Source organism: Herbaspirillum sp. 1173 (assembly GCF_031455335.1).
GTDB lineage: Bacteria > Pseudomonadota > Gammaproteobacteria > Burkholderiales > Burkholderiaceae_D > Herbaspirillum > Herbaspirillum huttiense.
In genome coordinates this window covers 66,028-88,591 of the sequence record NZ_JAVDSP010000007.1, presented here as the reverse complement: position 1 = coordinate 88,591, position 22,564 = coordinate 66,028, and the positions used below count along the sequence as shown (strand labels likewise).

Here is a 22,564-nt window from a genome sequence, read left to right as displayed (position 1 = left end):
CACCGAAAAAATCTTTTCGAATCAAGGCACTGTGAATTTTTCACCAAAATGGAACGGAAATTGCTTTAGTCGTGGCTTTCAAGCATTTTCTTGCACACTTTTTGGGAGATTTTCTGGTGGACGATCACAAAAACGGCGCAGACGCCCTCTTCATTTTGCTGGGGGCGATCATGATCCTGGCCATGCATGCCGGCTTTGCCTTTCTGGAACTGGGGACGGTGCGCAAGAAGAACCAGGTCAATGCCCTGGTGAAAATCCTGGCCGACTTCGCGGTGTCGACCATCGTCTATTTCTTCATCGGCTATTACGTGGCTTACGGCGTGAGCTTCTTTGCCGGTGCCGAAACACTGGCCGAGCGCAGCGGTTTCGAGCTGGTGAAATTCTTCTTCCTGCTGACCTTCGCGGCGGCCATCCCGGCGATCATCTCGGGCGGCATTGCCGAGCGTTCCAAATTCAATCCGCAGCTGATCGCCACGGCGGTGCTGGTGGGACTGGTCTATCCCTTCTTCGAAGGTATCGCGTGGAACCAGCACCTGGGCGTGCAAGCCTGGCTGGCGGCCACCTTCGGTGCCGAGTTCCATGACTTCGCCGGGTCCATCGTGGTCCACGCGGTGGGTGGCTGGATCGCGCTGCCTGCGGTCCTGCTGCTGGGCGCACGCCGTGGCCGCTACAGCAAGGAAGGCGCGGTGGCGGCGCATCCGCCCTCCAACATTCCTTTCCTGGCCTTGGGTGCGTGGATTCTGACGGTGGGCTGGTTCGGCTTCAACGTGATGAGCGCGCAGACCTTGGACAAGATGAATGGCCTGGTCGCCATGAATTCGCTCATGGCCATGGCCGGCGGCACGCTGGTGGCGCTGCTGATGGGCCGCAACGATCCCGGCTTCGCCTACAACGGCCCGCTGGCCGGCCTGGTGGCGGTGTGCGCCGGCTCGGACCTGATGCATCCGCTGGGTGCACTGGTTACCGGCGGCATTGCGGGGGCGATTTTCGTGTGGATGTTCACCCGCACCCAGAACAAGTGGAAGATCGACGATGTGCTGGGCGTGTGGCCGCTGCATGGCTTGTGCGGACTGTGGGGCGGTCTTGCGGCGGGTATCTTCGGCTTGCAGGCGCTGGGCGGACGCGGTGGCGTGTCGTTCATGTCGCAGCTCATCGGCAGCATCATGGGAATCGCCATTGCGGCAGCGGGCGGATGGATCGTCTACGGCTTGCTGAAGAAGGCAGTGGGGATACGGCTGGATCCGGAGCAGGAATTTGAAGGGGCCGATCTGGCCATTCACAAGATTTCTTCTACGGCGGAGAGGGAGACCAGCTGGTGAGCCTGTGATTAGCACCAATGAAATCTGGCGAGCCCATTCGAATCGATCGGACTCCTCGGAACTGAAATAAAACTGCAATCACCAAAGCGTCGACGCTTTTGAAAAGGCCACCATTCGGTGGCCTTTTCATATGGAAAATCGATTGTAGCCAGGCCCCATCTGCCCCCTCTCAAGGAGTGGTCAGTGCACCGATCCGAATGAGAATGATCAGTCAGTGATTTGAAAGCCAGAGGCCGTATGATCGCTGCAGCTGTTTTGCCATCACAGCACTATCAATGCATTGACCGCATACATCTGCGCGACGCCAATTACACAACAACAACGACTTCACGAGGACACTCGATGATAAAAACCCGTCCCATCATCGGCTATCTTGCTGCCAGCGCATCCTTGCTGTGCGCTGGCGCCAGTTACGCCCAAACTGCCGATGCGCCATCGTTGCAGGAGGGTGATGCCTGGGTCTATCAAGCCACCGAAGAACAAAACACGGCAGGCATACTCGGCTCTACCACCAGGAAATGGGACGTCGCCATTGTCCGCTCCGGCAGCAAGACCATGGTCATTTCCGCCAAGGCGGAAGACTCCAATCTGCCACCCAAGGAATTGTTGCGCAATGCCGACTGGGCCGTGGTGCAAAACATCAATGGCAAGAATACCGTTACCAATCGTCCCTATGATTTCCCGCTCAAACCGGGCAAGACCTGGAAAGTGGAATACGATACCGCCAACCCTGATGCACGCACGAAGGTGCAGCACATCACCAAAAATTACACGGTCTTGGGCTGGGTCGATATCAAAGTACCGGCTGGTACCTACCATGCAATCAAAGTGGAAATGGAAGGCGAATGGAGCAAGGAATTCAATCCGACTGCCGCCGTCGCCACTTCCACCGTCACCAGCACTCAGGCAGGTTCAGTGGCCATTTCCGCCAGCCGAAACGCCAGCACGCAACAGTCGGCCAGCGGCAGAATGTACGACGCATTCTGGTATGTTCCCGAACTCAAAACTCACGTCAAGTTGATTACCGAAAACTACCAGGCTGGCGGTGCCTTGAATAAACGCGTGACCGAAGAATTGGCAGCATCACCAATACATTGATCTGCTCGCGCAAATTTCAGGCCCCCAACTCCCTGCGCGCCATCTCCGTCCCCGCCCTCAACGCACTGAGCTTGCCGGAGATGAGTTCAATCAGATCCATCGGCGCGAGAGAACGCACGCAAACACGCACTGACCACTGCGGCTGCAGCTACCGCACACGCGGCCAACAAAGCGGTGGTCTCCCATCCGCCGCGCAGTGCGATGCTCCCCGCGATGGCCGTGCCCGCCGCGCCAGCGCCGTAATAGAAGAACAGATATACAGAATTCAGAACGCCAGAGCGCAAGGGATCAATGGCAACGACGCCAGCCTGATTGGCCACTTGCGCGGCAAAACATCCCGCGTCGAAAATGGCCAGCGCCACCAGCGTGGCCGGCACATGATCAAGAACGACGCCCAAGGCGCTCGCCGCAAGTGATGCACAAAGCAGACCGCAGACCATCACGCGGCAATTCCCGAACCGGTCTGCCAGCCCGCCGGCAATCCGCGTCATGGCAAGGCCCGTCAGTCCGGCGAGACTGTAGAGTCCGATGCTCGCGGCATTCAGATGATAGGGCGGCGCGGCCAGACGCACGACCAGGCCCACCCAGATCAGATTGAAAGCAAAAAACCATAGCATCCCGGCGCAGATGCGCAGCCGCAGTTCCCTCGATTGCCGCAGCAGGGATGGCAACGCACGCAACGTCGAAAAGTATCCGATGTGACCAACTGGCCGCTGTGCCGGCAGCAGCGGGAAAACGCAAAGACCGCACACGGCCGTCAAGGCCGCCAATACCAGCAGCGCACTGCGCCAGCCAAGCCACTGCACGAGCAAGCCGCCGATGAATCGGCTCAGCAATATCCCTGCGGAGATGCCAGCGGAAATCGCCGCCATGCTCAGTGCGCGGCGAGATGCATCGGCCAGCTTGCCGACAATGGCGCTGCTTTGCGCTGCCACCGTGGTGGTGGCACCGATCAGAACAAAACATCCAACCAGGGCATCCGGGCTCGCTGCCCACGCAGCAAGCGCCAGAGACAGTGCCAGCGCGAGGAACTGCCCGGGGATCAGGACGCGCGGACTCACCCTGTCCACCAATGGCACCAGCAGCACCAGGCCAATCAGATAGCCGGCAATGGCGCCGGATATCACCGTGGTCAGCGACGCTACCTCCACGCCGAAATCAGCGGCAATCTCAGGCAGCGCCGGTTGCATCGCGTAATTGCTCGCAATGGCGCTGCCCGCTGCGACCGCGAGCATGAAGAGCGCGCGCCCCGCAAGACGGCGATCCTGTCCGGCGCACGTCGTCACTTGGCCGCCCTGACGGCGATGGCCTCCACCTCCACCAGAATCGCATCGTCGACGAACGGCAATGCATGCACCAGGGAGAACGCCGGCCGGATATCCCCGTAGACCTCGCCATGGGCACGGGCTGCGTCTTGCCAGTGCGCAAAGTCTGCAACCACCAGCCGGCTCTGCGCCACATCCGACAGCGCAAAGCCGTGCTCAGTGAGCACCTTCTCGATGGTGGCGAGCGCCTCCTTCGTCTGCGTGTAGGCATCCGGGCCTTGTCCGGCCGTGCCTGAAATGAAGATCGTATCGTTCACGATCACCGCCCGGGAGTAGCCGACCTTGGACTCCCAGGGAGAACCGGTGCTGACAAGTTGACGCATGTGGACTTTCCTTTCATGTGATTTTTAACTACTTGAGTAGTAGTTATACGAATCGTATACTACTACGGTAGTTAGTCAATCCCGGAAAAGAGAAAAATGAGTCGCGCATGACTACAGAAAATGAATTGATCGCTTCCATGACCCGGCTGGGGTTCACCCAGTACGAGGCCCAGGCTTATACCGCATTGGTGGGTCAGGCCGCGCTCACCGGAGCCGAGGTGAGCCGACGGGCGTCGATGCCGCCCTCCAAGGTTTACGAAACGCTGGCCCGCCTCGAAACAAGGGGCGCGGTACTGGTGAATCGATCCGAACCTGTGCGTTACAGTGCCGTGCCGCATGCGGCGTTGCTGGAAGAGCTGCGCACCCGCTTCGAGGCTGACCTGGAAGCGGCGGCATCGGCGCTGGATCAACTACCGGTGGAAGAAGAAGCCGGACTGGTCTGGTCGCTGAGCGGAAGGAAAGTGATCGTGCAGGCCTTTGCACGCGCGATTTCAGGCGCGCAACACACTCTGTTTGCGGGGATCTGGGATGAAGAGCTCGACGAGCTCGGACCGCTGCTGGAAGAAGCCAGTGCGCGCGGTATCGAGACCCATGTCGCGATTTATGGCGACCGCACGCTGGACGGCCCTCACACCTACGACCTGGCCGAATGCGGTGCGAGTGCCAGGCTGCGGCTATCCGGCCGCCGCCTGGCCGTGGTGGTGGCCGATGATGCAGCGGCCGTGGTGGCGGAGCTGGGTGACTCCACCGCGGATCAGGCGACCCTGACTACCAATCCGGTCATCGCGCTGCTGGCCGTGGAATACATCAAAGCCGATGTCAGCGGTCGGCTGATGATCAATGCGATGTCGCCGGCGACCTACAAAAAATTGCTGGCCACGCCAGCGATGCGCGCCATGCTTGCACCTGTCGATCCGAGAGACTGAAACGGACGGGAGGTACGGAAACAGCAAGCGGCCTCAGCCATGGGCCGCACTTCGCGACCTGGTTTGAACGGCATCAGACCCCCAACTCCCTGCGCACCATCTCCGCCCCCGCCCTCAACGCACTGAGCTTGCCGCGCGCCACTTCACGCGGCAAGGGTGCCATCCCGCAATTGGTACTCGGATACAGTTTGTCCGCCGCCACGAACTGCAAAGCCCGGCGCAAGGTCGCCGCCACTTCCTCCGGCGTCTCGATCACGTGATTGGCCACATCGATGGCACCGACCATCACCTTCTTGCCGCGTATCAGTTCGATCAGGTCCATCGGCACGCGCGCGTTGTGGCATTCCAGCGAGACGATGTCGATGTTCGATGCCTGCAGCTTGGGGAACGTTTCCTCATACTGCCGCCACTCCGACCCCAGCGTCTTCTTCCAGTCGGTATTGGCCTTGATCCCGTAGCCATAGCAGATGTGCACGGCAGTCTCGCACTTGAGTCCTTCGATGGCGCGCTCCAGCGCAGCTACGCCCCAGTCGTTGACCTCGTCGAAGAAGACATTGAAGGCCGGCTCATCGAACTGGATGATGTCCACCCCCGCCGCCTCCAGCTCACGCGCTTCCTGGTTGAGGATCGTGGCGAATTCCCACGCCAGTTTTTCGCGGCTCTTGTAGTGATTGTCGTAGAGCGTGTCGATCATCGTCATGGGGCCGGGCAGCGCCCACTTGATCGGCTGCTCGGTCTGGCTGCGCAGGAAGCGCGCATCCTCCACGAACACCGGCTTCTGGCGCGACACCGCACCCACCACCGTGGGCACGCTGGCGTCATAGCGATTGCGGATGCGTACCGTCTCGCGCTTTGCAAAATCCACGCCATCGAGATGCTCGATGAAGGTGGTCACGAAATGCTGGCGCGTCTGCTCGCCATCACTGACGATGTCGATGCCGGCATGCTGCTGCTCCTGCAGCGACAGGCGCAGCGCATCGCGCTTGGCTTCCTGCAGTTCATCGCCCTGCAGTTTCCAGGGCGACCAGAGTTTCTCGGGCTCGGCCAGCCAGACGGGTTTCGGCAGGCTGCCGGCGGTGGAGGTGGGCAATAATTTTTTCACGGTGGAGAACCTTGCAAGTGGAGAGTTCAATGAGCGCCGGCACGCGACCATTGTTCGAGTACGGCGCGATACGGCTTGATGAAATGTTCTTCGGCGAAGCGGCCCTGCTGGACCGCCAGACGGCTGCGCTCCTCGCGGTCATAGACGATGCGTGTGACGGAATAGTCCTCATGCTGCAGGCTGGGCCGGTAAGTCTTGCCGGCCGCGGAATTGGCGTTGTAGATCTCGGGGCGATAGATCTTCTGGAAGGTCTCCATCGTGCTGATGGTGCCGATCAGTTCCAGGTTCGTGTAGTCACGCAGCAGGTCGCCGCTGAAGTAGAAGGCCAGCGGCGCGGCGCTGTCGGGGGGCATGAAGTAGCGCACCGTCAGGCCCATCTTGGCGAAGTAGGCGTCGGTCAGCGAGCTTTCGTTTTGCAGGTACTCCACACCCAGCACCGGATGCAGGTTCTCCGTGCGCTCATAGGTCTTGCTGCTGGCCACGCTGAGGCAGATCACCGGTGGCTTGCTGAAGTGCTGGCGGTAGGCGGGAGAAGCGACGAAGCGCTTGAACAGGTTGCCATGCAGTTCGCCGAAATGCTCGGGGACGCTGAAGGCGGACTGCTGCTTCGTGTGCTCCAGCAGCACCACGCTGAAATCATAATCGCGCACATAGGAAGAAAAATTGTTGCCGACGATGCCCTCAATGCGCTCACCCGTGTGGTGATCCACGATGTTGGTCTTGAGCACCTCGATCAGCGGCAGCGCCTGTGCAGTGTCCTGTCCCGCCATCCCCATTTCCACGGAGATGATGTCCAGCTCCACTGCGTAGCGGTCGGCCTTGGGATTGTCCCAGTGCGCCAGCGCATTGAAGCGGTTGTTGATCATGCGGAAGGTATTGCGCAGGTTCTCCCGGCGCTGCGCGCCCCGCGCCAGGTTGGCGAAGTTGGTCGTAATGCGCGTGTTGTCGCCGGGACGATAGTCCTCGTCGAAACAGATGCTCTTGATGGCAAATGAGAAGTCGTTGCTCATGATGTGTCTGCGCCCCTTTGCGGAAATCGAATCTGCAAGGCGCGCGCCCATGTAGAAGGCGGGGTGCGCAGCAGACTCGATGCGGTCAATGTTCAGGGTGGATTCTATGTCGCCGCATCCATGAATAAAAATGATTTGATCTCATCGATCAATGAGATTCACTCATAGACCATTCTTCGCTGCGGCGCGCACAGGCAAAAAAAAGCCCCGCTCCTTGCGGAGCAGGGCTAACACCTTCTCGGGGGGATGAGAAGGCGGGACAGCGTTCCGGCACCGAAGGCGTGCCGGAGCAGTTGCGTTCTATGACTTGCCAGCCGTGGGCGACTGGCCGAAAAAGTCGGCCATGTTGCCTTCGGTCCAATCCTTCACCAGTTCGCCGTCGCACCACACCCGATAGGCATAGAGCCGATGCTCGTGAAGCCCGCCCAGCGTGCGGCTTTCAATCACGTAGGTCTGGTCGCCCACATTCATTTTCATCCGATGAGAAGCCGGGACTATCCCGTTTTGCTTGCCCATGATCCTTCCCGTCTCTTTCCAACGCTTTGCTACCATCCCTTCCCAACCGTCCTGCCAGCCCCCCAAGGCTTGACGCAGGTCAGCTTCCCGACAGAAGGCTGGCGCTTGTCCGACATCTTTTCGCAAGGGGCACTACAATGCCCGCTTGGCATGAACGTCACCCAAGATGACGCGGCGCAACACGTTCCCGCCATGCGAGAATGTCGCCACCACAAGGAACACGTAAGCTCCTCTGACTACAGTATGAATCTCTGTTTATTTCATATTTTGCACATAGCAGATCCCACAGAAAGTGAAAAATACTAAAGAATCTGTGATTCGTTGCATTTCTGCCATGCGCAAAAAATATTAAATATGTGAAATATACAAATCCTACACCTGCACAGCTATACTTTTACAAGGATCAATCAAATGGGTCGAGCAGTACCATCTGATGACAAGGAGATGCCTCCTGGCGACCCGGCGATGACTTCGAGAGAAGCGGCCCGTCTGCTGGGGGTATCGATCACGACCGCCCAGATGTGGATGGAAAGCGGCATGCTGGCCTCCTGGAAAACCCCGGGCGGCCATCGGCGTACCCGGCTGAGTTCGGTCATGACCCTGCTCGGCCATCGTGAAGTGAAACAACCCGAGCCCACTGCCGGTCACGCTGGGCCACAGATCGAGGTTCCTTATCCGGTCAGCCCGAACGAGCCAGAACGTGCGCGCTTTGTTGAACAGACAATGGAAGACACACATTCCGAGGCCCGCTTTCATCGCCTGACATGGCTCGCCAGCGAACTGCTGGACGTACCCATTGCCCTGGTCACCTTCCTGACCACGGAGCTGCAGATCTTCCGGGCGGCACATGGCCTGAACATCACGTCCACGCCGCGCTCGTGGGCCTTCTGCAATTACGCCGTGATGCAGGAAGACATCTTCACCGTCTCCGACGCCACCAAGGACGCGCGCTTCGTCAACAATCCCATGGTCACCGGTGCGCCCTACATCCGCTTCTATGCCGGTATCCGCCTGATGTACCAGGGACGCGCGTTTGGCTCGCTGTGCGTGATCGATACCGAACCACGCATCCTGCGCGCCCACGAACGACAGGCCCTGGAAGAACTGGCCGCGCTGGCCACCGACATCCTGTCGCTGCAACTGCTGGAAGCGAACCGGCAGTAATCCCCCGAGCAGCGCGCGGGCGTCAGCACACAAGTCCCGGCCCCAGGCGCTGCTCATTGCACCATCCCCAGCCATTCTTCCAGTTCCTCCGCCGGCATCGGCCGTGCGATCGCGTAACCCTGCGCGAAGTCACAGCCGAGGTGATGCAGGATCCGGGCGGTGCGCTCGCTCTCCACGCCTTCGGCCACCACGCTGAACCCCAGCTGGTGCGCCAGATGGATGATGGACGGCACGATCACCTGGTCGGCCTCATCCTCGGCCAGGCTGCGGATGAAGGAGCGGTCGATCTTCATGATGTCGGCCGGAATGCTCTTGAGGTAGGACAGGTTGCTGAAGCCGCTGCCGAAATCATCGATGGCGACCTGCACGCCCAGTTCACGAATGGCCTGCACGCACTGGCGCACCACCTCGGGATTGCTGGCCATGGCGCTCTCGGTGAATTCGATCTCGATCAGGCCCGGCGGCACCGCATGCTGTTTCAGTTGCGACGCCAGCAGGCGCAAGAGCTCGTCGGACTCGAAATCGCGCGCCGAAGTATTGATCGCAATCGGCACCACCAGTCCGCGCGCATGCCATTGCGCCGCCTGTGCCACCGCATGGCGCACCACCCAGGCCGTGATCTGGCGAATCTGCGCCGTCTTCTCCGCCAGCGCGATGAACACCGCAGGAGAAATATGCCCCAGCACCGGGTGCTGCCAGCGGATCAGCGCCTCCACCCCGACGCAGCTGCCGTCGCGCAGGCGCACCTTGGGCTGGTAATGCAGGCTCAGTTCATCGGCGGCCGTGAAGGCCATCGGCAAGGCCGAGAGCAGCCAGAAGGCATTGCGCTGGTTTTCCGCATGCACCGATTCGAACTGGCGCGGACACACGCCTTCTTCACGGCCCACATCGATCACCGTCAGCAGCGAGCGCACCACGTCGCTGCCGGCAATCTCGTCCACCGCCGGCAGCACGCCGATGGCGATGTCGAGCTGATGCGGAATGCCGTGGATCTCCAGTGACTGCACGAACTGCTGACGCACGTTGGCGATATGTTCCTGCCGCTCTGCCGCGCTGCCGTCGTGAAGAAAGACGAAGGTGGTGGTCGTGACCCGATACACGGGCTGGCCGTCCAGCGCCTCGCACAGCGCACGGCTGACCTGCACCAGGAAGGACTCGGCATAATCCCAGCCGAGCGCCTTGACCATATCGAACAGATATTCACGCGAACAGATGTCGATTCCCAGCGCCGCACAGGGGGCGCCGCCAACGCCCTGTGCATGCGCCCGTGCGCGCAGTACCTCCATCAAGCGGGCGCGATTGGGCAAACTCGTCACATGGTCGGTATACCCGCGGTTGCGCAACTGTTCCAGCCGCTCCATGACCATGGCCGCGAGCTGCTCCAGCCGGTCCTGGTCGGTCGGACTGAAATACTGGCGCGGACGATGATCGATCAGGCACAGCGTGCCCAGCGCATGCCCCTGCGGCGACACCAGCGGCGCACCCGCATAGAAGCGGATGTGCGGCGCACCCGTCACCAGCGGATTGTCGCGAAAGCGCGGATCCCGACGGGCATCGAGCACCACCAGGCCATTGCGGGACAGGATGGCGTGGGCACAGAAGGACATCGAGCGCGGCGTCTCATGCGCCGGCAGGCCGGCACGCGACTTGAACCATTGCCGCTCTTCATCCACCAGCGATACCAGCGCAATCTCCACGCCGAAGAGCGTGCGGGCCAGTTCGGTGATCTGGTCACAGGATTTGTCGGGCAAGGTGTCGAGCACGCAATAGCCCTGCAGCGCCGCCAGGCGGGTGCTTTCGTCGTCCGGCAAGCGGGCCCGCACTGCGTAATCCGTATAGTCGGTAGGTTCAAAAAACACGAATCAGCCCATCACCCGTGCGGCCGGTGCCAGCCTGAAGGTCGAGACCAGGCGTGCCAGCGCACCTGCCTGCGAGGTGAGTGCCTCGGCCGCAGCGGCGGCCTGTTCCACCAGCGCCGAATTCTGCTGGGTGGCTTCATCCATGTGGCCGATCGCATCGTTGACCTGCTCGATGCCCTCGCTCTGCTCGCGGCTGGAGAGACTGATCTCGGCGATCACGTCGGTCACCTTGCGCACGCTGGCGACGATCTCGTCCATGGTCTGGCCCGCCCCCTTGACCCGCCCGCTGCCACTTTCGACCTTGGCCACGGAGGCCCCGATCAGTTCCTTGATTTCCTTGGCCGCCGCTGCGCTGCGCTGGGCCAGCGTCCGCACTTCCGAGGCCACCACCGCAAAGCCGCGTCCGCCTTCACCGGCACGTGCCGCCTCGACGGCCGCGTTGAGCGCCAGGATGTTGGTCTGGAACGCGATGCCATCGATGACGCTGATGATGTCCACGATCTTGACCGAGGATTGACGGATGTCTTCCATCGTCGCCACCACCTCGCCCATCATGTTGCCGCCCGTGACCGCAATCTCCGAGGCCGAGGCCGCCAGGGTATTGGCCTGCTCCGCATTGGCCGCACTCTGGCGTACGGCCGAGGTGATCTGTTCCATGGCGCTGGCGGTTTCTTCCAGCGAACTGGCCTGTCGTTCAGTGCGTCCGGACAGGTCCACATTGCCGGAGACGATTTCGGTGGACGCGCGTTCGATGGCATCGGTCCCCTGCCGGACTTCGCCGACGATGGCGGCGAGGCTGTCGCGCATCATGCGCAAGGCGTGCAGCAGGCTGCTCTTATCGTTGGGGCGCGTGGCCACTTCCACCGCCAGGTCGCCATGCGCAATGCGCTGCGCGATCTCCATGGCATAGGCCGGCTCGCCACCGAGCTGGCGCAGCAGACCGCGCGTGATGAGGACGGCGACGGCCACCGCGATCAGGATCGCCACCACGGCCAGCGTAGCGATGAACTTCAGGGCATGGGTGGCGGAGCGCTCCGACTGCTCGCCCGCTGCCGTGCTCTGGCCAGCGATATCGGCGATGAGCTGGTTGATGTCGGCCACGATCTTGCGCCGCAAGGGGCTGCAATCATTGACCAGGAAACTGCGATAGGCCTCCATCGCTCCGCTCTCGCGATACTGGCGCGGACGCTTGAGTTCATCGGCCATCTGCAGCAGCCCTGTGCGTACCGGGGCGAAATGCGGGTTGCCGGCCAGTCGCGTTTCCAGCTTCTGCAGTTCGGCGAGATACAGCGCCTTTTGTTCATCGACGATCTTCAGTTCGGTCTGCGCATCGGCATCGCTGAGAAAGACATAGGCATTGCGCGCCGCGATGCCGGTCTGGTCCAGCGCTTCGCGCGCCACGTAGAGCGGCGCCAGGCTATCGTTCTGGACTTCATTGGCGCGCTCGACGGAGGAGCGCAATCCATTGATGCCGACCATGGCCACCCCAACCAGCACCAGCATCATCACCAGCAAACTGGCGAACCCCAAGCTCAGCTTTGCGCCGATCTTCATGTTTGACAAAACCTTCATCTGCTTCCCCGACTAGCGTCTGCGACGCAAATATAAAAAATATGCAAATAATCACGAAACATCCCGAACTTTCGGTCGCATATTTCATAATTTTTGCAGTATTTACGCACACAAAGGTCTTACCAGCAAATGAAAATTGCGGTATTGTCGTATTTACATCACGTCGTGAGTCATTTTGTTGTGTAAATGCGAGTTTGGGGCGGGGTAGAGCATGCCAGACGCTGGCCCGACGAGAAGGGATAGGCGGTGCAGGCGGAACGGGGCGTTCCGGATGGCACACGAGAGGTGAGGAGAAAAATGAGCTAAAGGAACCGGCCACGAAAAAAAGCGACCGGACAACCCGGTCGCTCGCGATGATGCCACCGCGCTGATTCCATCACGCAGTAAGCACCACCTTGCGGCACTCCTCGCGCTTTTCATTGAAGATGCGATAGCCCTCGGCCGCCTCCTCCAAGGGCAGGCGATGCGTGATGATCGCCTCCGGACGGAGCCAGCCATCCTCGATGCTGGCCAGCAGTTCGGGCATGTAGTGCTGCACGTGGGTCTGGCCGGTCTTGATGGTCAAGCCCTTCTCGAAGATATCGCCGAACAGGAAACCGTGGATGAACCCGGCATACACGCCCGGCACGCTCAGCGTCCCGCCGCGCCGCACCGAGGCGATGCAATGGCGCAGCGCCTGGCCGCTGCTGCCTTCGAGCTTGAGGTTGGTCATTGCTGTCTCCAGCACGCTGCCCTTGGCCTCGAACCCGACGGCATCGATCACCGCATCCACACCCCGGCCTGCGGTGTTGGCGATGATGGTCTCGCCGGGATCGGTGTGGTCGAAATTGATCGGGATGGCCTTGTATTGCTCCGCTGCGAAGCGCAGCCGGTAATCGTGGTGATCGACGATGAAAATCTTTTCCGCCCCGAGCATGCGCGCACAGGCAGCCGCCATCTGGCCAACCGGACCCGCACCGTAGATGGCCACGCTGGAGCCCTCACGCACACCGGCGTTCTTCACCGCCTGATAGCCGGTCGGGAGAATGTCGCTCAGGAACAGTACCTGCTCATCGGCCAGCGGCGAGTCGATGCGGATGGGACCGACATCGGCCTTGGGCACCCGTACATACTCCGCCTGCCCGCCGGGCATGCCGCCATACAGGTGGCTGTAGCCGAACATGGCTGCGCCTGAACGGATGCCCTTGCCATTCATGATGGCACCGCGGTCAGGGTTGGTGGTTTCGCAGGCGGCATACAGGTGCTGATCGCAGAAGAAGCACTGGCCGCAGGCGATGACGAAGGGCACCACCACGCGGTCGCCCTTTTTGAGGCGCTTGACGCCGGGGCCGGTCTCGACCACCACGCCCATGAATTCATGGCCGAGGATGTCGCCGGCCTTGGTGGCGGGAATCTTGCCACGATACAGGTGCAGATCGGAGCCGCAGATGGCGGTGGCCGTGACTTTCAGGATGATGTCGTCGGCCTCCTGAATGATGGGATCGGGAACGGACTCGACCCGCACGTCATGGGCGGAATGGTAGAGCAGTGCGCGCATGGGTTTTCCTTGATGAGCTGGTCACGGGCGGCGCGGGACGCGCCGGGTAATCGACAACGCGGATGCGTCAGCGCGGCGCGCGGGCATCGTCCTGCACGATGTCGAACTCGGGCTTGGCGATTTCCTTGTTGGCGTTATCGGTACTCGTTTCACGCGCCTCGACGTGATCGCTGCGAGCGGGACGGTTGGTGGCCTCGCCACTGGATTGGGCGGGCGACGGATTTTCACGGGAAGGCAGTTTGGATTCGATGGCCATGCGGATCTCCTGGGTGGAAAGAAAAACGACGGAGAGATCACACTAACCACCCCCGCCCCGCACGACCATCAGCGCGCCACGCCTAGCCTTGTGGGTAGCGGCTGTCGGACGCGTCAGCGCGGCTTGATGAGCGCGCCCGCAGCCGGCAGAAACGAAGTCCCGGCTGCCGCACCTCCTGCATCGCTGTCAGCGAAGGTGGCCTGCACGCGCGGCACCGGCCGACATACACGGCGCGCTCTCCGCAGTAGCATCCTCAACGCCTTCCGTACTGCACCCGCCTCCCTGACGAGCGAGCGCGCAGTGCATCCATCCATGCACAAGGAGACCGCCATGACCGACGCACTGAACAAGCATACCCACCCCACCGATACCTCCGGCCCGCAAGACCTGCAGGCCAACAACCCGCGCAGCGGTACCAATGAGCGCGACATGCTGGACCGTGGCGAGCAGACCGCACCGGGCGACAGCGACAAGGCTGCCTCCCGCAACAAGCCGGAAGGCGACAATTATTCGGAGCAGGACATGCGGGAGAACAGCCCGCAGCTTTAAGAAGTGCCCCGTCTCTCTCCCCAAGGGAGGGAGATTGAGCCAGCCGACAGATCAATGAAGCTCATCTGATCGACACTAGGGCCTGTTCCCATTCAATCTGCGAGATGCGTTGCCCCCAGAAGGCGTGTTGGCAAGGCGCGCGTCAGGGCTGGTGGTGGTGCCACCAGCCCTGACGTGCAACGCGGCCAGCGCGCCTTCTGGGGGCAACCCTCCGGGAGAGGCCGCCAAGCGTCGCCTGCCGTTGTTGCAGCTCCTTGCCGTGGCACCACCACGGCGCGTCGCCGCGCCTAGGCAGTCAACGCTTGGCGACCTCTCGCACTCGCAGATTGAATGGGAGCAGGCCCTAGAGATCAATCCTCACGGTCGAACTCGGCCAGCACCATCTCCACCTGCAGGCACTGCAGTTTCAACTCCTTGATGGCCCGGCGATAGCGGCGGAAGTTGCGCCGCTCGGGTACACCCTCCCCACTCTTGCTGACCCGCACCACTTCATGCACGATGCCCTGCAGGATTGCTGCCGCCTGCTCGTGCGAGGCCTTGAGACGGTTCACTCCCTCGATCAGCGCTTGTTTCTTCTTCATGATGGAATCCTGTTTTTTGCCGGTATGGCAGAGCGTCCGACGGGCGACGTTCCAGCCCGGCCATGCACATGCGATGCATTGAACAAGCCATTGAGTGATTTGCCCCGTGTTGGTTCCGGGGCTCGCCTCCCCCGCCTCCAGGCACACGATGGCAGATTGATCGATGCAAGAGATGCGGCGGCATCCATTCATCGTTTCGATAGATAGGTGCGATACCTCTGCGTTCTCTGCTGCCGTGCTGCGAGCCGCCGCGCCAATGCCAGAGCAAAGGCTCTTCTTCAGTGATGCTGGCAAGACTGACAGCACGCACCGCCCCCTGATCGGGAAAGAGACCGATATCACGTCAAGGGCCGGCTGCCTAAGATGAGGACTCGTAGGGAAGACAAAGCCCTGCGGAATTTTCCACCCCTCATGACACAAGGAGATACATCATGGCAAACCAGAACCAAGGCTCGACCAGCAACCGCGGCTTCGCTTCGATGGACGAAAACAAGCAGCGCGAGATCGCCAGCCAGGGCGGCAAGGCCGCCCACGAAAAGGGCAGCGCGCACGAGTTCAGCTCTGAAGAAGCGCGTGAAGCCGGCCGCAAGGGCGGCCAGAACAGCCACGGCGGTGGCAATCAAGGCAACAACCGCTAAGCGGTGCGTTGCTGCAGACAGAGGGCCCTGCGGGGCCCTTTTTGCCATGCGGAGACGGGCCCGTCCTTCTTGAAGGGACCGGCCCGTTGTTCGCGTGACGACTACTTGACCGTGATGTTGATCCCGTGCGCCATCATGTGGCCATAGGAGCGGTGCTCGCCGTCGGCGAACTGGGCCGTCAGCTTGTACTTGCCGGGAGGAAGCGACACCATCGTTTCGGTCTGCCCGTCATCAAGGTGGATATGGGTCTCGTCGTGCGGAATGACTTCGCCCTTCCCCACGGCACCGTGATTGATGAGCAGGTGATGATGCCCGGTGCCCTCCACCACCTTGCCCGCCGGCCGGGTGGTCATGGAATGCGCCGCCAGACGAACCCGGAAGGGACTGGTCACGGTCTGCCCGGTCTTGGGTTCGAGGATGCTGAGCGTAGGCTCATCCGCTCGGGCGGGTGCGGCCTGCAAGGCCAGCATCAGCAGGCTGCCGCAAGTGGCGGTCAACAGGGTACGTCGGAAAACGGGGTTCAGCATGGTGGGCTCCTGGTGAGATGAAAGAAGAGGAATGACGTGCACATGGGGTGCATATGGCGTGAACAGCGCGCGGAAGCGGGTCACAGCAATCCGGCTGCGCTCATCCTTTGCGCACGTCTTCAGATGGACAAGGGGCTGCGCTCCTCGGGCGGCAGCCGTGCATGCAGCTTGGCCAGCAGGCTGCGCAACTGGGCGCGGTAATCGAGCACCACACTGCGCTCGCAATACGGGCTCCATGCCGGGTCGAGGGCCAGCTCGTCCGGGTCGCCTGCCATGGCGGAGAGCGAACGGCGCGCCGTCGATATGCCCGGCGGCGGCAGCCGTACCTGTGTTGCCTGGCCCAGGCTGTGACGCAGTTCCAGCAAGGTCAGCGCCACGGTGCGGTACTTGCGGGGTGGCTCCAGTTCCACGCCGCAGGCGGCGCAGATCAGCAGCAGCTTGCTCCGGGCGTCCTGCGTGCCATGCGCCTGCCGGCCTTCGTTCCAGCCGGCACCGAACAACAAGGGTCCGGCATGGTTGAGATAGGCTTCCAGGCAGAACGACAGCATCATCAGTACCGACAGATAGACCCAGCGCGAACCGGACTGCTCTTCGCCCGCTTTCCTGATGAGCACTTCGGCACCGCGCCAGAGTTCCACGTAGGTGAGTGACCCAGGGGCGAAGTCCGGTTCGGCAACAGTGAGGTCCTTCATGATCGCATTCCTCATGACAAGGCCGTGTCCATCACCATCATCAGCACGAAGCCGATGATGAGGCAGCAGGACGCCGCCAATGCGTCGCGTCGCCGGTGCGGATCGGGAATCACCTCATGCGCCAGCACGAACAGCATGGCACCGGCCGCCCCACCCAGCGCCCACGGCAGCATCGCTGCCGAGAGCGATACCAGCCCCGCACCTGCCACCGCAGCCAGCGGCTCAACCAGTCCGGAGAGGATGCCGCAGCCGATCGCATCGACGCGGGAATAACCGATCCCGCGCAAGGCGGTGGCCACAATCATGCCTTCCGGGATGTCCTGCAACGCGATGCCGAAGGTCAGCACCGAGGCCTGCTCGGGTGCCACGCCGCCATACGCCACGCCGACCGCCAATCCTTCAGGCAGGTTGTGCAGCCCGACCGTGAGCACGAACAGCCAGACACGGCGCAAGGCTGCCTGGCGCGCGAGATCATCATGGCCCTGTCCGGCGCGCTGCAAGGCCAGTACCAGCAGCGCGCCACACAGTACGCTGGCACCGGCGATGAGACTGGCCATCTGCTTGCCGGTCCCGGCTTCCTGCAGGCTGTTCAGGGCGGGCAGGATGAGCGAGAACACCGAGGCCGCCAGCATCACGCCGGCACCGAATCCGGTGCAGCAATCGGCCATGCGCGGCGAGAAGCGACGCGAGAAGAACAGCGGCAGGGTGCCCGCTGCCGTCGCTGCGGCAGCGGCCATGCCGCCGCAATAGGCGCGCCAGATGCGTTCATCCTGCGCGCTCCACCAGCCGATGAGCGCCGCCAGCAGCAGCACGCCGCCGGCCACCATCGGCCAGCTCAAGCGGATCGCGGCAGGCTGCTCGGCCGCCCCTGCAACTTCGGTGGAAGAGGCAGAGGAGGTGGCGGTGGCAGCGGCCGGCTCCAGCGGTGCCAGGTGCGTCAGTGTGGTCACGGAGGGCTCGACTTTCTTGAGCATGTTGTCCTTGCTTGCTTGTGTGCTGTGCTTGAGCCTGTCCTCCGTGCGGAATGATGACAGTCACGGAGGAGGATGAAAGTCTCCGAGTCTAGCGACGCTCCGCCGCGGCTTCCATCGGACTAACACTGAATGTCGGACCTGTGGTCGTCCGACGGCGGCTGCTGCCGCGCTAAGGATCTCCGACACGTTTCATCGTTACCGCGCACCGGAAGTTTTCCGCTCCCGCCGATGGTATGGCTGAGCACTCGCCTCCTAGCATGAAGGCTCTGTTGAACGTATCGCTTCAACGCCACGTGGCGAAGCGAATCGCGTCCGGCATCTTTCCCCGTTCAATCCCTCGACCTCAACAAGGAGTCCGACATGTTCGCTCACAACAAGCGCCTGCAATACACGGTACGCGTCGCCGGCCCCAATCCCGGGCTGGCCAATCTGATGCTGGAACAATTCGGCGGCCCGCAAGGCGAACTCGCTGCCGCCTGCCGCTACTTCACCCAGGCCATTGCCGAGGACGATCCCGGCCGCAAGGACATGCTGTTCGACATCGCCACCGAAGAACTGAGCCACCTGGAAGTGATCGGCAACATCGTCGTCATGCTCAACAAGGGAGCCAAGGGCAAGCTGGCCGAAGGCGTGGAAGAAGAAGGCATCCTCTACAAGGAAATCACTGGCGCCGGCAACGACAGCCACATCACGCAAGTGCTCTACGGGGCTGGCGCACCGCTGGTCAATTCGGCCGGCGTCCCGTGGAGTGCGGCCTATATCGACACCATCGGCGAGCCCACCGCCGACCTGCGTTCCAACATCGCCGCCGAGGCACGCGCCAAGATCGTCTACGAACGGCTCATCAACCTCACCGATGACCCGGGCGTGAAGGAAGCGCTGGGCTTCCTGATGACGCGCGAGATCGCGCACCAGAAATCGTTTGAAAAGGCGCTCTATTCCATCCGCCCCAATTTCCCGCCGGGAAAGCTGCCTGGCGATCCGCGCTTCTCCAAGGTCTACGTCAATCTCTCACAAGGACTGGGTGAACAGACCGGACCGTGGAATGACGGCAAACAGTGGGAACGCCTGGACGGTGCCGACGCACTGACCCCGGTCGACGGCGGCGATGGCCAGGCCACGGTCGAGCTCAATGCAGAGGAACAGGCCATGCTGGACCAGATGGCGGCGCGTACCGCATCGGCTCAGGATGGTGAGCCGCTGACCGGCGCCGAGATTGGCTCGGCCGATCCAGAGATGAACCTCAAGGCCAAGAAGCCCTGAGCACCCTGATTGCCCTGACCCCGGGCGTATCCACGGTGGTGCCTTGTCATCGGCAAGGCACCACCTCGTCACCGAACCTGACAAGGAGAATGCCATGACCACCGACGTCAACGAAAATCTGCTCGCCTGGCTCAAGGATGCCCATGCGATGGAACAGCAGGCCGAGCACATGCTCAAGGCCCAGGCCAGCCGCATCGATCACTATCCCGAACTGAAGGCACGGCTGGAATCGCACCTGCAGGAAACGCTGGGCCAGCAGGCGCTGGTGGAGGGCTGCATCAAGCGGCTCAACGGCAGTGCCTCCGTCTTCAAGGACCTGGCCGGCCGCATGACCGCCTTCGCCCAGGCGGCCGGCGGCATGACCCAGCACGACGAAGTGGTCAAAGGGGCGATTGCCGGTTATGTCTTCGAGAACCTGGAGATCGCCTGCTACACCTCGCTGATTGCCGCTGCACGCGAGGCAGAGGACAGCGAAACCGAACGTGTCTGCGAAGGCATCCTGGAACAGGAAAAATCCATGAGCACCTGGATGCTGAACCACCTGCCCACGGTCACGCACGACTTCCTCGTGCGCTCGGCCACACCGGGCCAGAAGGCGAAGGTGTAGTGCGTCGGATGCGGTCCATCCGCATCCGGAACTGCGACAGTATTGCGAGGAGATTTCGATGACGACGCAGGAACCGACCGTGGCAGCCTTTCCCTTCCCCACGCTGGACAGTGCCCAGCGCGCCTACGACGCCTTGCGCGAACGCGGGTTGACAGCGGAGCAACTGGAATTGCGCGTGATGGATGACGAGGCCGGTCCGTCCAGCGGCAACTTCATCCTGGAATACAAGGAAACCGATGTGCACTTCGACAGCAGCTGGATGGACATGCTGGGCAGCCGCGATGATCCCAACGTGGGAGCGGGCCGGCAAGATGTGTTCTGGTCCTGCGAAGCACTGCTGCTGGTGAGCACGCGCGACCCGCACATGCTCAATGCCCTGCAGGAAGTCTATGGTGCCAGCAGCACGGCGTTCGATGCCGCGCGTCAGCCGCGCAAGGGCAGGCCGGACTGAAGCATGGCCGTTTGCCGCGACTGCAGCCAGGGTTGGACCTGGTCCGCCGCCAGCGGCACCGCAAACAGGTAGCCCTGTCCATACATCGCCCCCAGGCCGCGCAAGCTCTGCAGATGCGCCGGCGTTTCCACCCCCTCCACCACACAGGCCAGTTGCATGTCATGCGTGAGTGCGAGCAGTGACTTCACGATCTTGTGGCTGACCGCATTGTGCTCAATGTCGGCGACGAAACTCTTGTCGATCTTGATGCGCGTCAGGGGCAAGGCGTGCAGGTGGCTCAGGCTGGCATAGCCGGTGCCGAAGTCATCGAGCGTGATGCCACAGCCCAGCTGACGCAAGGTCGTGACCAGCTGGCGCGATTTTTCCAGATCCTGCAGCACCGCCGTCTCCGTGATTTCCAGATCCAGCCGCGCGGGATTGAATCCGGACGAGCTGATGACCTGTACGATCTGCGCCATGCCTTCGCTGGTGTTGATGTCGTTGGCCGAGAGATTGAACGACAGCCGGAGCGAGGGCGGCCAGCTCGCCGCAGCCTGCAGCGCCTTCTTCAGCAGGATCACGCTCAACTGGTTGATGATGCCCATGCGTTCGGCAGCGGGAATGAATTCCATCGGCGCCACGCTGCCCTTGACGGCGCTGTGCCAGCGCGCCAGGGCTTCAAAGGCGATCGGCTGGCAATCATCCAGGCACACGATGGGCTGGAAGAACACCGACAGTTCGCGATCGAAGTCGGCCAGTCGCAGGGCCTGCTCGATGTTGGCATTGCGCTGGATCTGCGCCTTGTCCTGCTCCGAGAACAAGGTGACGGTACCGCGCCGTTCGCGCTTGCCCTGATACAAGGCATAGTCGGCATGCTCATAGAGCGAGCTGGCATCCACCGCCATGTCGGGGAAGGTGGCCACGCCTACCGAGGCAGCAATCTGCACCGTCGCCTTGTAGAGTACGAAAGGCCGGCGCAGCGCGGCGCAGATACGGTCGCCGAATTCGGTGAGGACCGCATTGCTGAGATCGGCATCGATGATGATGGAGAACTCGTCGCCGCCCAGGCGTGCCAGGTGGAAACGCTCGTCCAGGCACACGGCCGTCAATCGCTGTCCCACTTCCACCAGCAACTGGTCGCCATGGGTGTGGCCATACAGATCATTGACGGCCTTGAAGCCGTCGAGGTCGAGGATGGCCACGGCAAAGCGCTGTCCATTGCCGGTGGCGCGGGTACAGATCTCGTTGAGCTGGGCGAAGAACTTGCGGCGATTGGGAATCTGCGTGAGCGAGTCGAGGTTGGCCAGGCGCAGGTTCTCGTTGCCCAGCAGCGCCGTCTTGACCTGCGCTTCGATGAGCCGCGTGAAGTCGTTGTAGTGACTGTTGACGATGGCCAACATGCCGATGGTCACCAGCACCACGTTCATCGCTGCCGCCACGAAGGTCGGGATATGCGTATTGAGGAAGAAGACCGTGAAGATGCCGTTGACGATCAGCGCCACCGACAGCGCCGCCGAGCGCAGGTACATCAGGCAGAAGATACAGCAGATGACGGTGATGCCCATGTAGAAGGCCACGTGGGCCTGGGCATAACTGTCGCCGTAGGGAAACAGCATCACCGACCACAGCGAGAAACTGAGCGCAATCGGGGTTGCCAGGAAATTGGTGCGCTTGAGCGCCGCCGCGGCCATGCCGGGCGTCGGGTCGACATGCCGTCCGCGCCACCAGAAGATCAGGCGCGTCACGCACAACACCGTCAGCATGGCCGGAAAGTACAGGCTCAGCCAGTGCGGTGCCAGCGGGTAATAGGTTTGTGCCAGTGCCCAGCTGTTGATCAGCAGGATCAGGTACATCATCGGCATCTTGCCGGAGAACGCACGGTACTGCGCGATCAGCAGCTCGGGCTGATCGTAGCCGACGCGCCAGTAGGCGCGCACCATGCTCATCAATGAAGAAGCAGACATCCTGTGCTCTGTGCCTTTTCTACTTGTATGCCGCAGCCAAAGGAGCCGCAAGGGTCGGCGTCAGCGATGCAACCATTTGTCGACCGGGCTTCGATTATAGGCGGGAGCGGAACCCGGCAAACTCAGGAAAAGCCTGATGTAACCCCGCTTTCCGGCCGATGAGGCGACTTTGTCACGCATGCCGGAACGCTGCGTTCCGCGTGCACCCATGGGTCAGCGCCAAGGAAGAGCGTGATCGCATTTTCGGAGCCAGCGGCCTGCAAGTCAGCCGCTTGTCCTACAGCATCCTCACAAAGGCTCATCTACAATCGGGCGACCACAGAAATCAAGGT

23 protein-coding genes are annotated in these 22,564 nt (G+C 61.8%); 9 read left to right on the top strand and 14 right to left on the bottom strand.

Annotated elements, in window-relative coordinates:
* Positions 1 to 116 precede the first annotated feature (116 nt).
* Together J2X56_RS20635 and J2X56_RS20630 are read left to right on the top strand one after the other, a co-directional pair.
* Complete coding sequence (locus tag J2X56_RS20635) at positions 117 to 1,319, top strand: ammonium transporter (RefSeq protein ID WP_039789938.1); 1,203 nt, start codon at positions 117 to 119, stop codon at positions 1,317 to 1,319.
* Between the two features lie 237 nt (positions 1,320 to 1,556).
* Positions 1,557 to 2,417, top strand: coding sequence for a hypothetical protein (locus J2X56_RS20630; protein ID WP_134040271.1), 861 nt, complete (start codon positions 1,557 to 1,559; stop codon positions 2,415 to 2,417).
* An 86-nt stretch (positions 2,418 to 2,503) separates the two neighbouring features.
* On the opposite strand, the gene J2X56_RS20625 is transcribed toward J2X56_RS20630, so the two are convergent.
* Together J2X56_RS20625 and J2X56_RS20620 are read right to left on the bottom strand one after the other, a co-directional pair.
* The gene (locus J2X56_RS20625) at positions 2,504 to 3,652 is read right to left on the bottom strand and encodes an MFS transporter (RefSeq protein WP_121043096.1); all 1,149 of its coding nucleotides are present in this window, start codon (positions 3,650 to 3,652) and stop codon (positions 2,504 to 2,506) included.
* Positions 3,653 to 3,699: 47 nt separating this feature from the next.
* A complete protein-coding gene (locus J2X56_RS20620; protein WP_121042911.1) occupies positions 3,700 to 4,065 on the bottom strand; it encodes a RidA family protein in 366 nt (121 codons plus the stop codon).
* 107 nt (positions 4,066 to 4,172) lie between these two features.
* On the opposite strand from J2X56_RS20620, the gene J2X56_RS20615 reads away from it, so the two are divergent.
* Positions 4,173 to 4,991 carry a TrmB family transcriptional regulator gene (locus J2X56_RS20615; RefSeq protein WP_121042909.1) on the top strand — a complete coding sequence of 273 codons (819 nt, stop codon included), beginning with the start codon at positions 4,173 to 4,175 and terminating at the stop codon, positions 4,989 to 4,991.
* Between the two features lie 73 nt (positions 4,992 to 5,064).
* Here the strand turns inward: J2X56_RS20615 and J2X56_RS20610 are convergent, their stop codons facing one another.
* The 3 genes from J2X56_RS20610 to J2X56_RS20600 all read right to left on the bottom strand — a co-directional run bounded on the left by J2X56_RS20610 (position 5,065) and on the right by J2X56_RS20600 (position 7,619).
* Positions 5,065 to 6,093, bottom strand: coding sequence for a methionine synthase (locus J2X56_RS20610; RefSeq protein WP_310162202.1), 1,029 nt, complete (start codon positions 6,091 to 6,093; stop codon positions 5,065 to 5,067).
* Between the two features lie 26 nt (positions 6,094 to 6,119).
* Positions 6,120 to 7,103, bottom strand: coding sequence for a DUF1852 domain-containing protein (locus J2X56_RS20605; RefSeq protein WP_121042905.1), 984 nt, complete (start codon positions 7,101 to 7,103; stop codon positions 6,120 to 6,122).
* 300 nt (positions 7,104 to 7,403) lie between these two features.
* On the bottom strand, positions 7,404 to 7,619 hold the full coding sequence (locus J2X56_RS20600; protein WP_310162201.1) for a hypothetical protein: 216 nt from the start codon (positions 7,617 to 7,619) through the stop codon (positions 7,404 to 7,406).
* 465 nt (positions 7,620 to 8,084) lie between these two features.
* Here J2X56_RS20600 and J2X56_RS20595 point away from each other — a divergent pair, with 465 nt between their 5' ends.
* The gene (locus tag J2X56_RS20595) at positions 8,085 to 8,783 is read left to right on the top strand and encodes a GAF domain-containing protein (protein WP_409025222.1); all 699 of its coding nucleotides are present in this window, start codon (positions 8,085 to 8,087) and stop codon (positions 8,781 to 8,783) included.
* Positions 8,784 to 8,836: 53 nt separating this feature from the next.
* On the opposite strand, the gene J2X56_RS20590 is transcribed toward J2X56_RS20595, so the two are convergent.
* From J2X56_RS20590 to J2X56_RS20575, 4 genes are all read right to left on the bottom strand, one after another.
* Positions 8,837 to 10,642, bottom strand: a complete 1,806-nt coding sequence (locus J2X56_RS20590; RefSeq protein ID WP_310162200.1) for a GGDEF and EAL domain-containing protein — start codon at positions 10,640 to 10,642, stop codon at positions 8,837 to 8,839.
* Positions 10,643 to 10,645: 3 nt separating this feature from the next.
* Positions 10,646 to 12,214, bottom strand: a complete 1,569-nt coding sequence (locus J2X56_RS20585; RefSeq protein WP_310162199.1) for a methyl-accepting chemotaxis protein — start codon at positions 12,212 to 12,214, stop codon at positions 10,646 to 10,648.
* Positions 12,215 to 12,590: 376 nt separating this feature from the next.
* Complete coding sequence (locus tag J2X56_RS20580; protein WP_121042899.1) at positions 12,591 to 13,751, bottom strand: zinc-dependent alcohol dehydrogenase; 1,161 nt, start codon at positions 13,749 to 13,751, stop codon at positions 12,591 to 12,593.
* Between the two features lie 67 nt (positions 13,752 to 13,818).
* Positions 13,819 to 14,007, bottom strand: coding sequence for a hypothetical protein (locus J2X56_RS20575; protein ID WP_121042897.1), 189 nt, complete (start codon positions 14,005 to 14,007; stop codon positions 13,819 to 13,821).
* Between the two features lie 330 nt (positions 14,008 to 14,337).
* Here J2X56_RS20575 and J2X56_RS20570 point away from each other — a divergent pair, with 330 nt between their 5' ends.
* The gene (locus tag J2X56_RS20570) at positions 14,338 to 14,556 is read left to right on the top strand and encodes a hypothetical protein (RefSeq protein WP_209568091.1); all 219 of its coding nucleotides are present in this window, start codon (positions 14,338 to 14,340) and stop codon (positions 14,554 to 14,556) included.
* Positions 14,557 to 14,906: 350 nt separating this feature from the next.
* On the opposite strand, the gene J2X56_RS20565 is transcribed toward J2X56_RS20570, so the two are convergent.
* The gene (locus J2X56_RS20565; protein ID WP_121042893.1) at positions 14,907 to 15,137 is read right to left on the bottom strand and encodes a hypothetical protein; all 231 of its coding nucleotides are present in this window, start codon (positions 15,135 to 15,137) and stop codon (positions 14,907 to 14,909) included.
* A gap of 431 nt (positions 15,138 to 15,568) precedes the next feature.
* Here J2X56_RS20565 and J2X56_RS20560 point away from each other — a divergent pair, with 431 nt between their 5' ends.
* On the top strand, positions 15,569 to 15,775 hold the full coding sequence (locus J2X56_RS20560; RefSeq protein WP_088756453.1) for a KGG domain-containing protein: 207 nt from the start codon (positions 15,569 to 15,571) through the stop codon (positions 15,773 to 15,775).
* A 101-nt stretch (positions 15,776 to 15,876) separates the two neighbouring features.
* Here the strand turns inward: J2X56_RS20560 and J2X56_RS20555 are convergent, their stop codons facing one another.
* The 3 genes from J2X56_RS20555 to J2X56_RS20545 form a co-directional block, all read right to left on the bottom strand.
* Positions 15,877 to 16,302, bottom strand: a complete 426-nt coding sequence (locus tag J2X56_RS20555) for a DUF4399 domain-containing protein (RefSeq protein WP_121042891.1) — start codon at positions 16,300 to 16,302, stop codon at positions 15,877 to 15,879.
* A 119-nt stretch (positions 16,303 to 16,421) separates the two neighbouring features.
* Complete coding sequence (locus tag J2X56_RS20550) at positions 16,422 to 16,994, bottom strand: hypothetical protein (protein ID WP_121042889.1); 573 nt, start codon at positions 16,992 to 16,994, stop codon at positions 16,422 to 16,424.
* A gap of 11 nt (positions 16,995 to 17,005) precedes the next feature.
* The gene (locus tag J2X56_RS20545) at positions 17,006 to 17,968 is read right to left on the bottom strand and encodes a ZIP family metal transporter (RefSeq protein ID WP_121042887.1); all 963 of its coding nucleotides are present in this window, start codon (positions 17,966 to 17,968) and stop codon (positions 17,006 to 17,008) included.
* Positions 17,969 to 18,328: 360 nt separating this feature from the next.
* Here J2X56_RS20545 and J2X56_RS20540 point away from each other — a divergent pair, with 360 nt between their 5' ends.
* The 3 genes from J2X56_RS20540 (at position 18,329) to J2X56_RS20530 (ending at position 20,289) form a co-directional block, all read left to right on the top strand.
* Entirely contained in the window at positions 18,329 to 19,231 is a 903-nt protein-coding gene (locus tag J2X56_RS20540; RefSeq protein ID WP_034337736.1) for a manganese catalase family protein, read from the top strand.
* 94 nt (positions 19,232 to 19,325) lie between these two features.
* Entirely contained in the window at positions 19,326 to 19,838 is a 513-nt protein-coding gene (locus J2X56_RS20535) for a ferritin-like domain-containing protein (RefSeq protein WP_121042885.1), read from the top strand.
* A 58-nt stretch (positions 19,839 to 19,896) separates the two neighbouring features.
* Positions 19,897 to 20,289, top strand: coding sequence for a hypothetical protein (locus J2X56_RS20530; RefSeq protein WP_121042883.1), 393 nt, complete (start codon positions 19,897 to 19,899; stop codon positions 20,287 to 20,289).
* Here J2X56_RS20530 and J2X56_RS20525 read toward each other — a convergent pair.
* Complete coding sequence (locus J2X56_RS20525) at positions 20,262 to 22,232, bottom strand: EAL domain-containing protein (RefSeq protein ID WP_310162186.1); 1,971 nt, start codon at positions 22,230 to 22,232, stop codon at positions 20,262 to 20,264. The two genes, J2X56_RS20530 and J2X56_RS20525, sit on opposite strands and share 28 nt — an antisense overlap.
* Between the last annotated feature and the right edge of the window lie 332 nt (positions 22,233 to 22,564).

What these genes read in the sequence shown, in the direction of transcription:
- J2X56_RS20525 (WP_310162186.1), bottom strand. Translation starts at nt 22,232, where the DNA reads ATGTCTGCTTCTTCATTGATGAGCATGGTGCGCGCCTACTGGCGCGTC.
- J2X56_RS20605 (WP_121042905.1), bottom strand. Translation starts at nt 7,103, where the DNA reads ATGAGCAACGACTTCTCATTTGCCATCAAGAGCATCTGTTTCGACGAG.
- J2X56_RS20540 (WP_034337736.1), top strand. Translation starts at nt 18,329, where the DNA reads ATGTTCGCTCACAACAAGCGCCTGCAATACACGGTACGCGTCGCCGGC.
- J2X56_RS20615 (WP_121042909.1), top strand. Translation starts at nt 4,173, where the DNA reads ATGACTACAGAAAATGAATTGATCGCTTCCATGACCCGGCTGGGGTTC.
- J2X56_RS20555 (WP_121042891.1), bottom strand. Translation starts at nt 16,302, where the DNA reads ATGCTGAACCCCGTTTTCCGACGTACCCTGTTGACCGCCACTTGCGGC.
- J2X56_RS20545 (WP_121042887.1), bottom strand. Translation starts at nt 17,968, where the DNA reads ATGCTCAAGAAAGTCGAGCCCTCCGTGACCACACTGACGCACCTGGCA.
- J2X56_RS20560 (WP_088756453.1), top strand. Translation starts at nt 15,569, where the DNA reads ATGGCAAACCAGAACCAAGGCTCGACCAGCAACCGCGGCTTCGCTTCG.
- J2X56_RS20570 (WP_209568091.1), top strand. Translation starts at nt 14,338, where the DNA reads ATGACCGACGCACTGAACAAGCATACCCACCCCACCGATACCTCCGGC.
- J2X56_RS20550 (WP_121042889.1), bottom strand. Translation starts at nt 16,994, where the DNA reads ATGAAGGACCTCACTGTTGCCGAACCGGACTTCGCCCCTGGGTCACTC.
- J2X56_RS20535 (WP_121042885.1), top strand. Translation starts at nt 19,326, where the DNA reads ATGACCACCGACGTCAACGAAAATCTGCTCGCCTGGCTCAAGGATGCC.
- J2X56_RS20530 (WP_121042883.1), top strand. Translation starts at nt 19,897, where the DNA reads ATGACGACGCAGGAACCGACCGTGGCAGCCTTTCCCTTCCCCACGCTG.
- J2X56_RS20625 (WP_121043096.1), bottom strand. Translation starts at nt 3,652, where the DNA reads ATGCTCGCGGTCGCAGCGGGCAGCGCCATTGCGAGCAATTACGCGATG.
- J2X56_RS20630 (WP_134040271.1), top strand. Translation starts at nt 1,557, where the DNA reads ATGATCGCTGCAGCTGTTTTGCCATCACAGCACTATCAATGCATTGAC.
- J2X56_RS20600 (WP_310162201.1), bottom strand. Translation starts at nt 7,619, where the DNA reads ATGGGCAAGCAAAACGGGATAGTCCCGGCTTCTCATCGGATGAAAATG.
- J2X56_RS20565 (WP_121042893.1), bottom strand. Translation starts at nt 15,137, where the DNA reads ATGAAGAAGAAACAAGCGCTGATCGAGGGAGTGAACCGTCTCAAGGCC.
- J2X56_RS20620 (WP_121042911.1), bottom strand. Translation starts at nt 4,065, where the DNA reads ATGCGTCAACTTGTCAGCACCGGTTCTCCCTGGGAGTCCAAGGTCGGC.
- J2X56_RS20585 (WP_310162199.1), bottom strand. Translation starts at nt 12,214, where the DNA reads ATGAAGGTTTTGTCAAACATGAAGATCGGCGCAAAGCTGAGCTTGGGG.
- J2X56_RS20580 (WP_121042899.1), bottom strand. Translation starts at nt 13,751, where the DNA reads ATGCGCGCACTGCTCTACCATTCCGCCCATGACGTGCGGGTCGAGTCC.
- J2X56_RS20575 (WP_121042897.1), bottom strand. Translation starts at nt 14,007, where the DNA reads ATGGCCATCGAATCCAAACTGCCTTCCCGTGAAAATCCGTCGCCCGCC.
- J2X56_RS20595 (WP_409025222.1), top strand. Translation starts at nt 8,085, where the DNA reads ATGACTTCGAGAGAAGCGGCCCGTCTGCTGGGGGTATCGATCACGACC.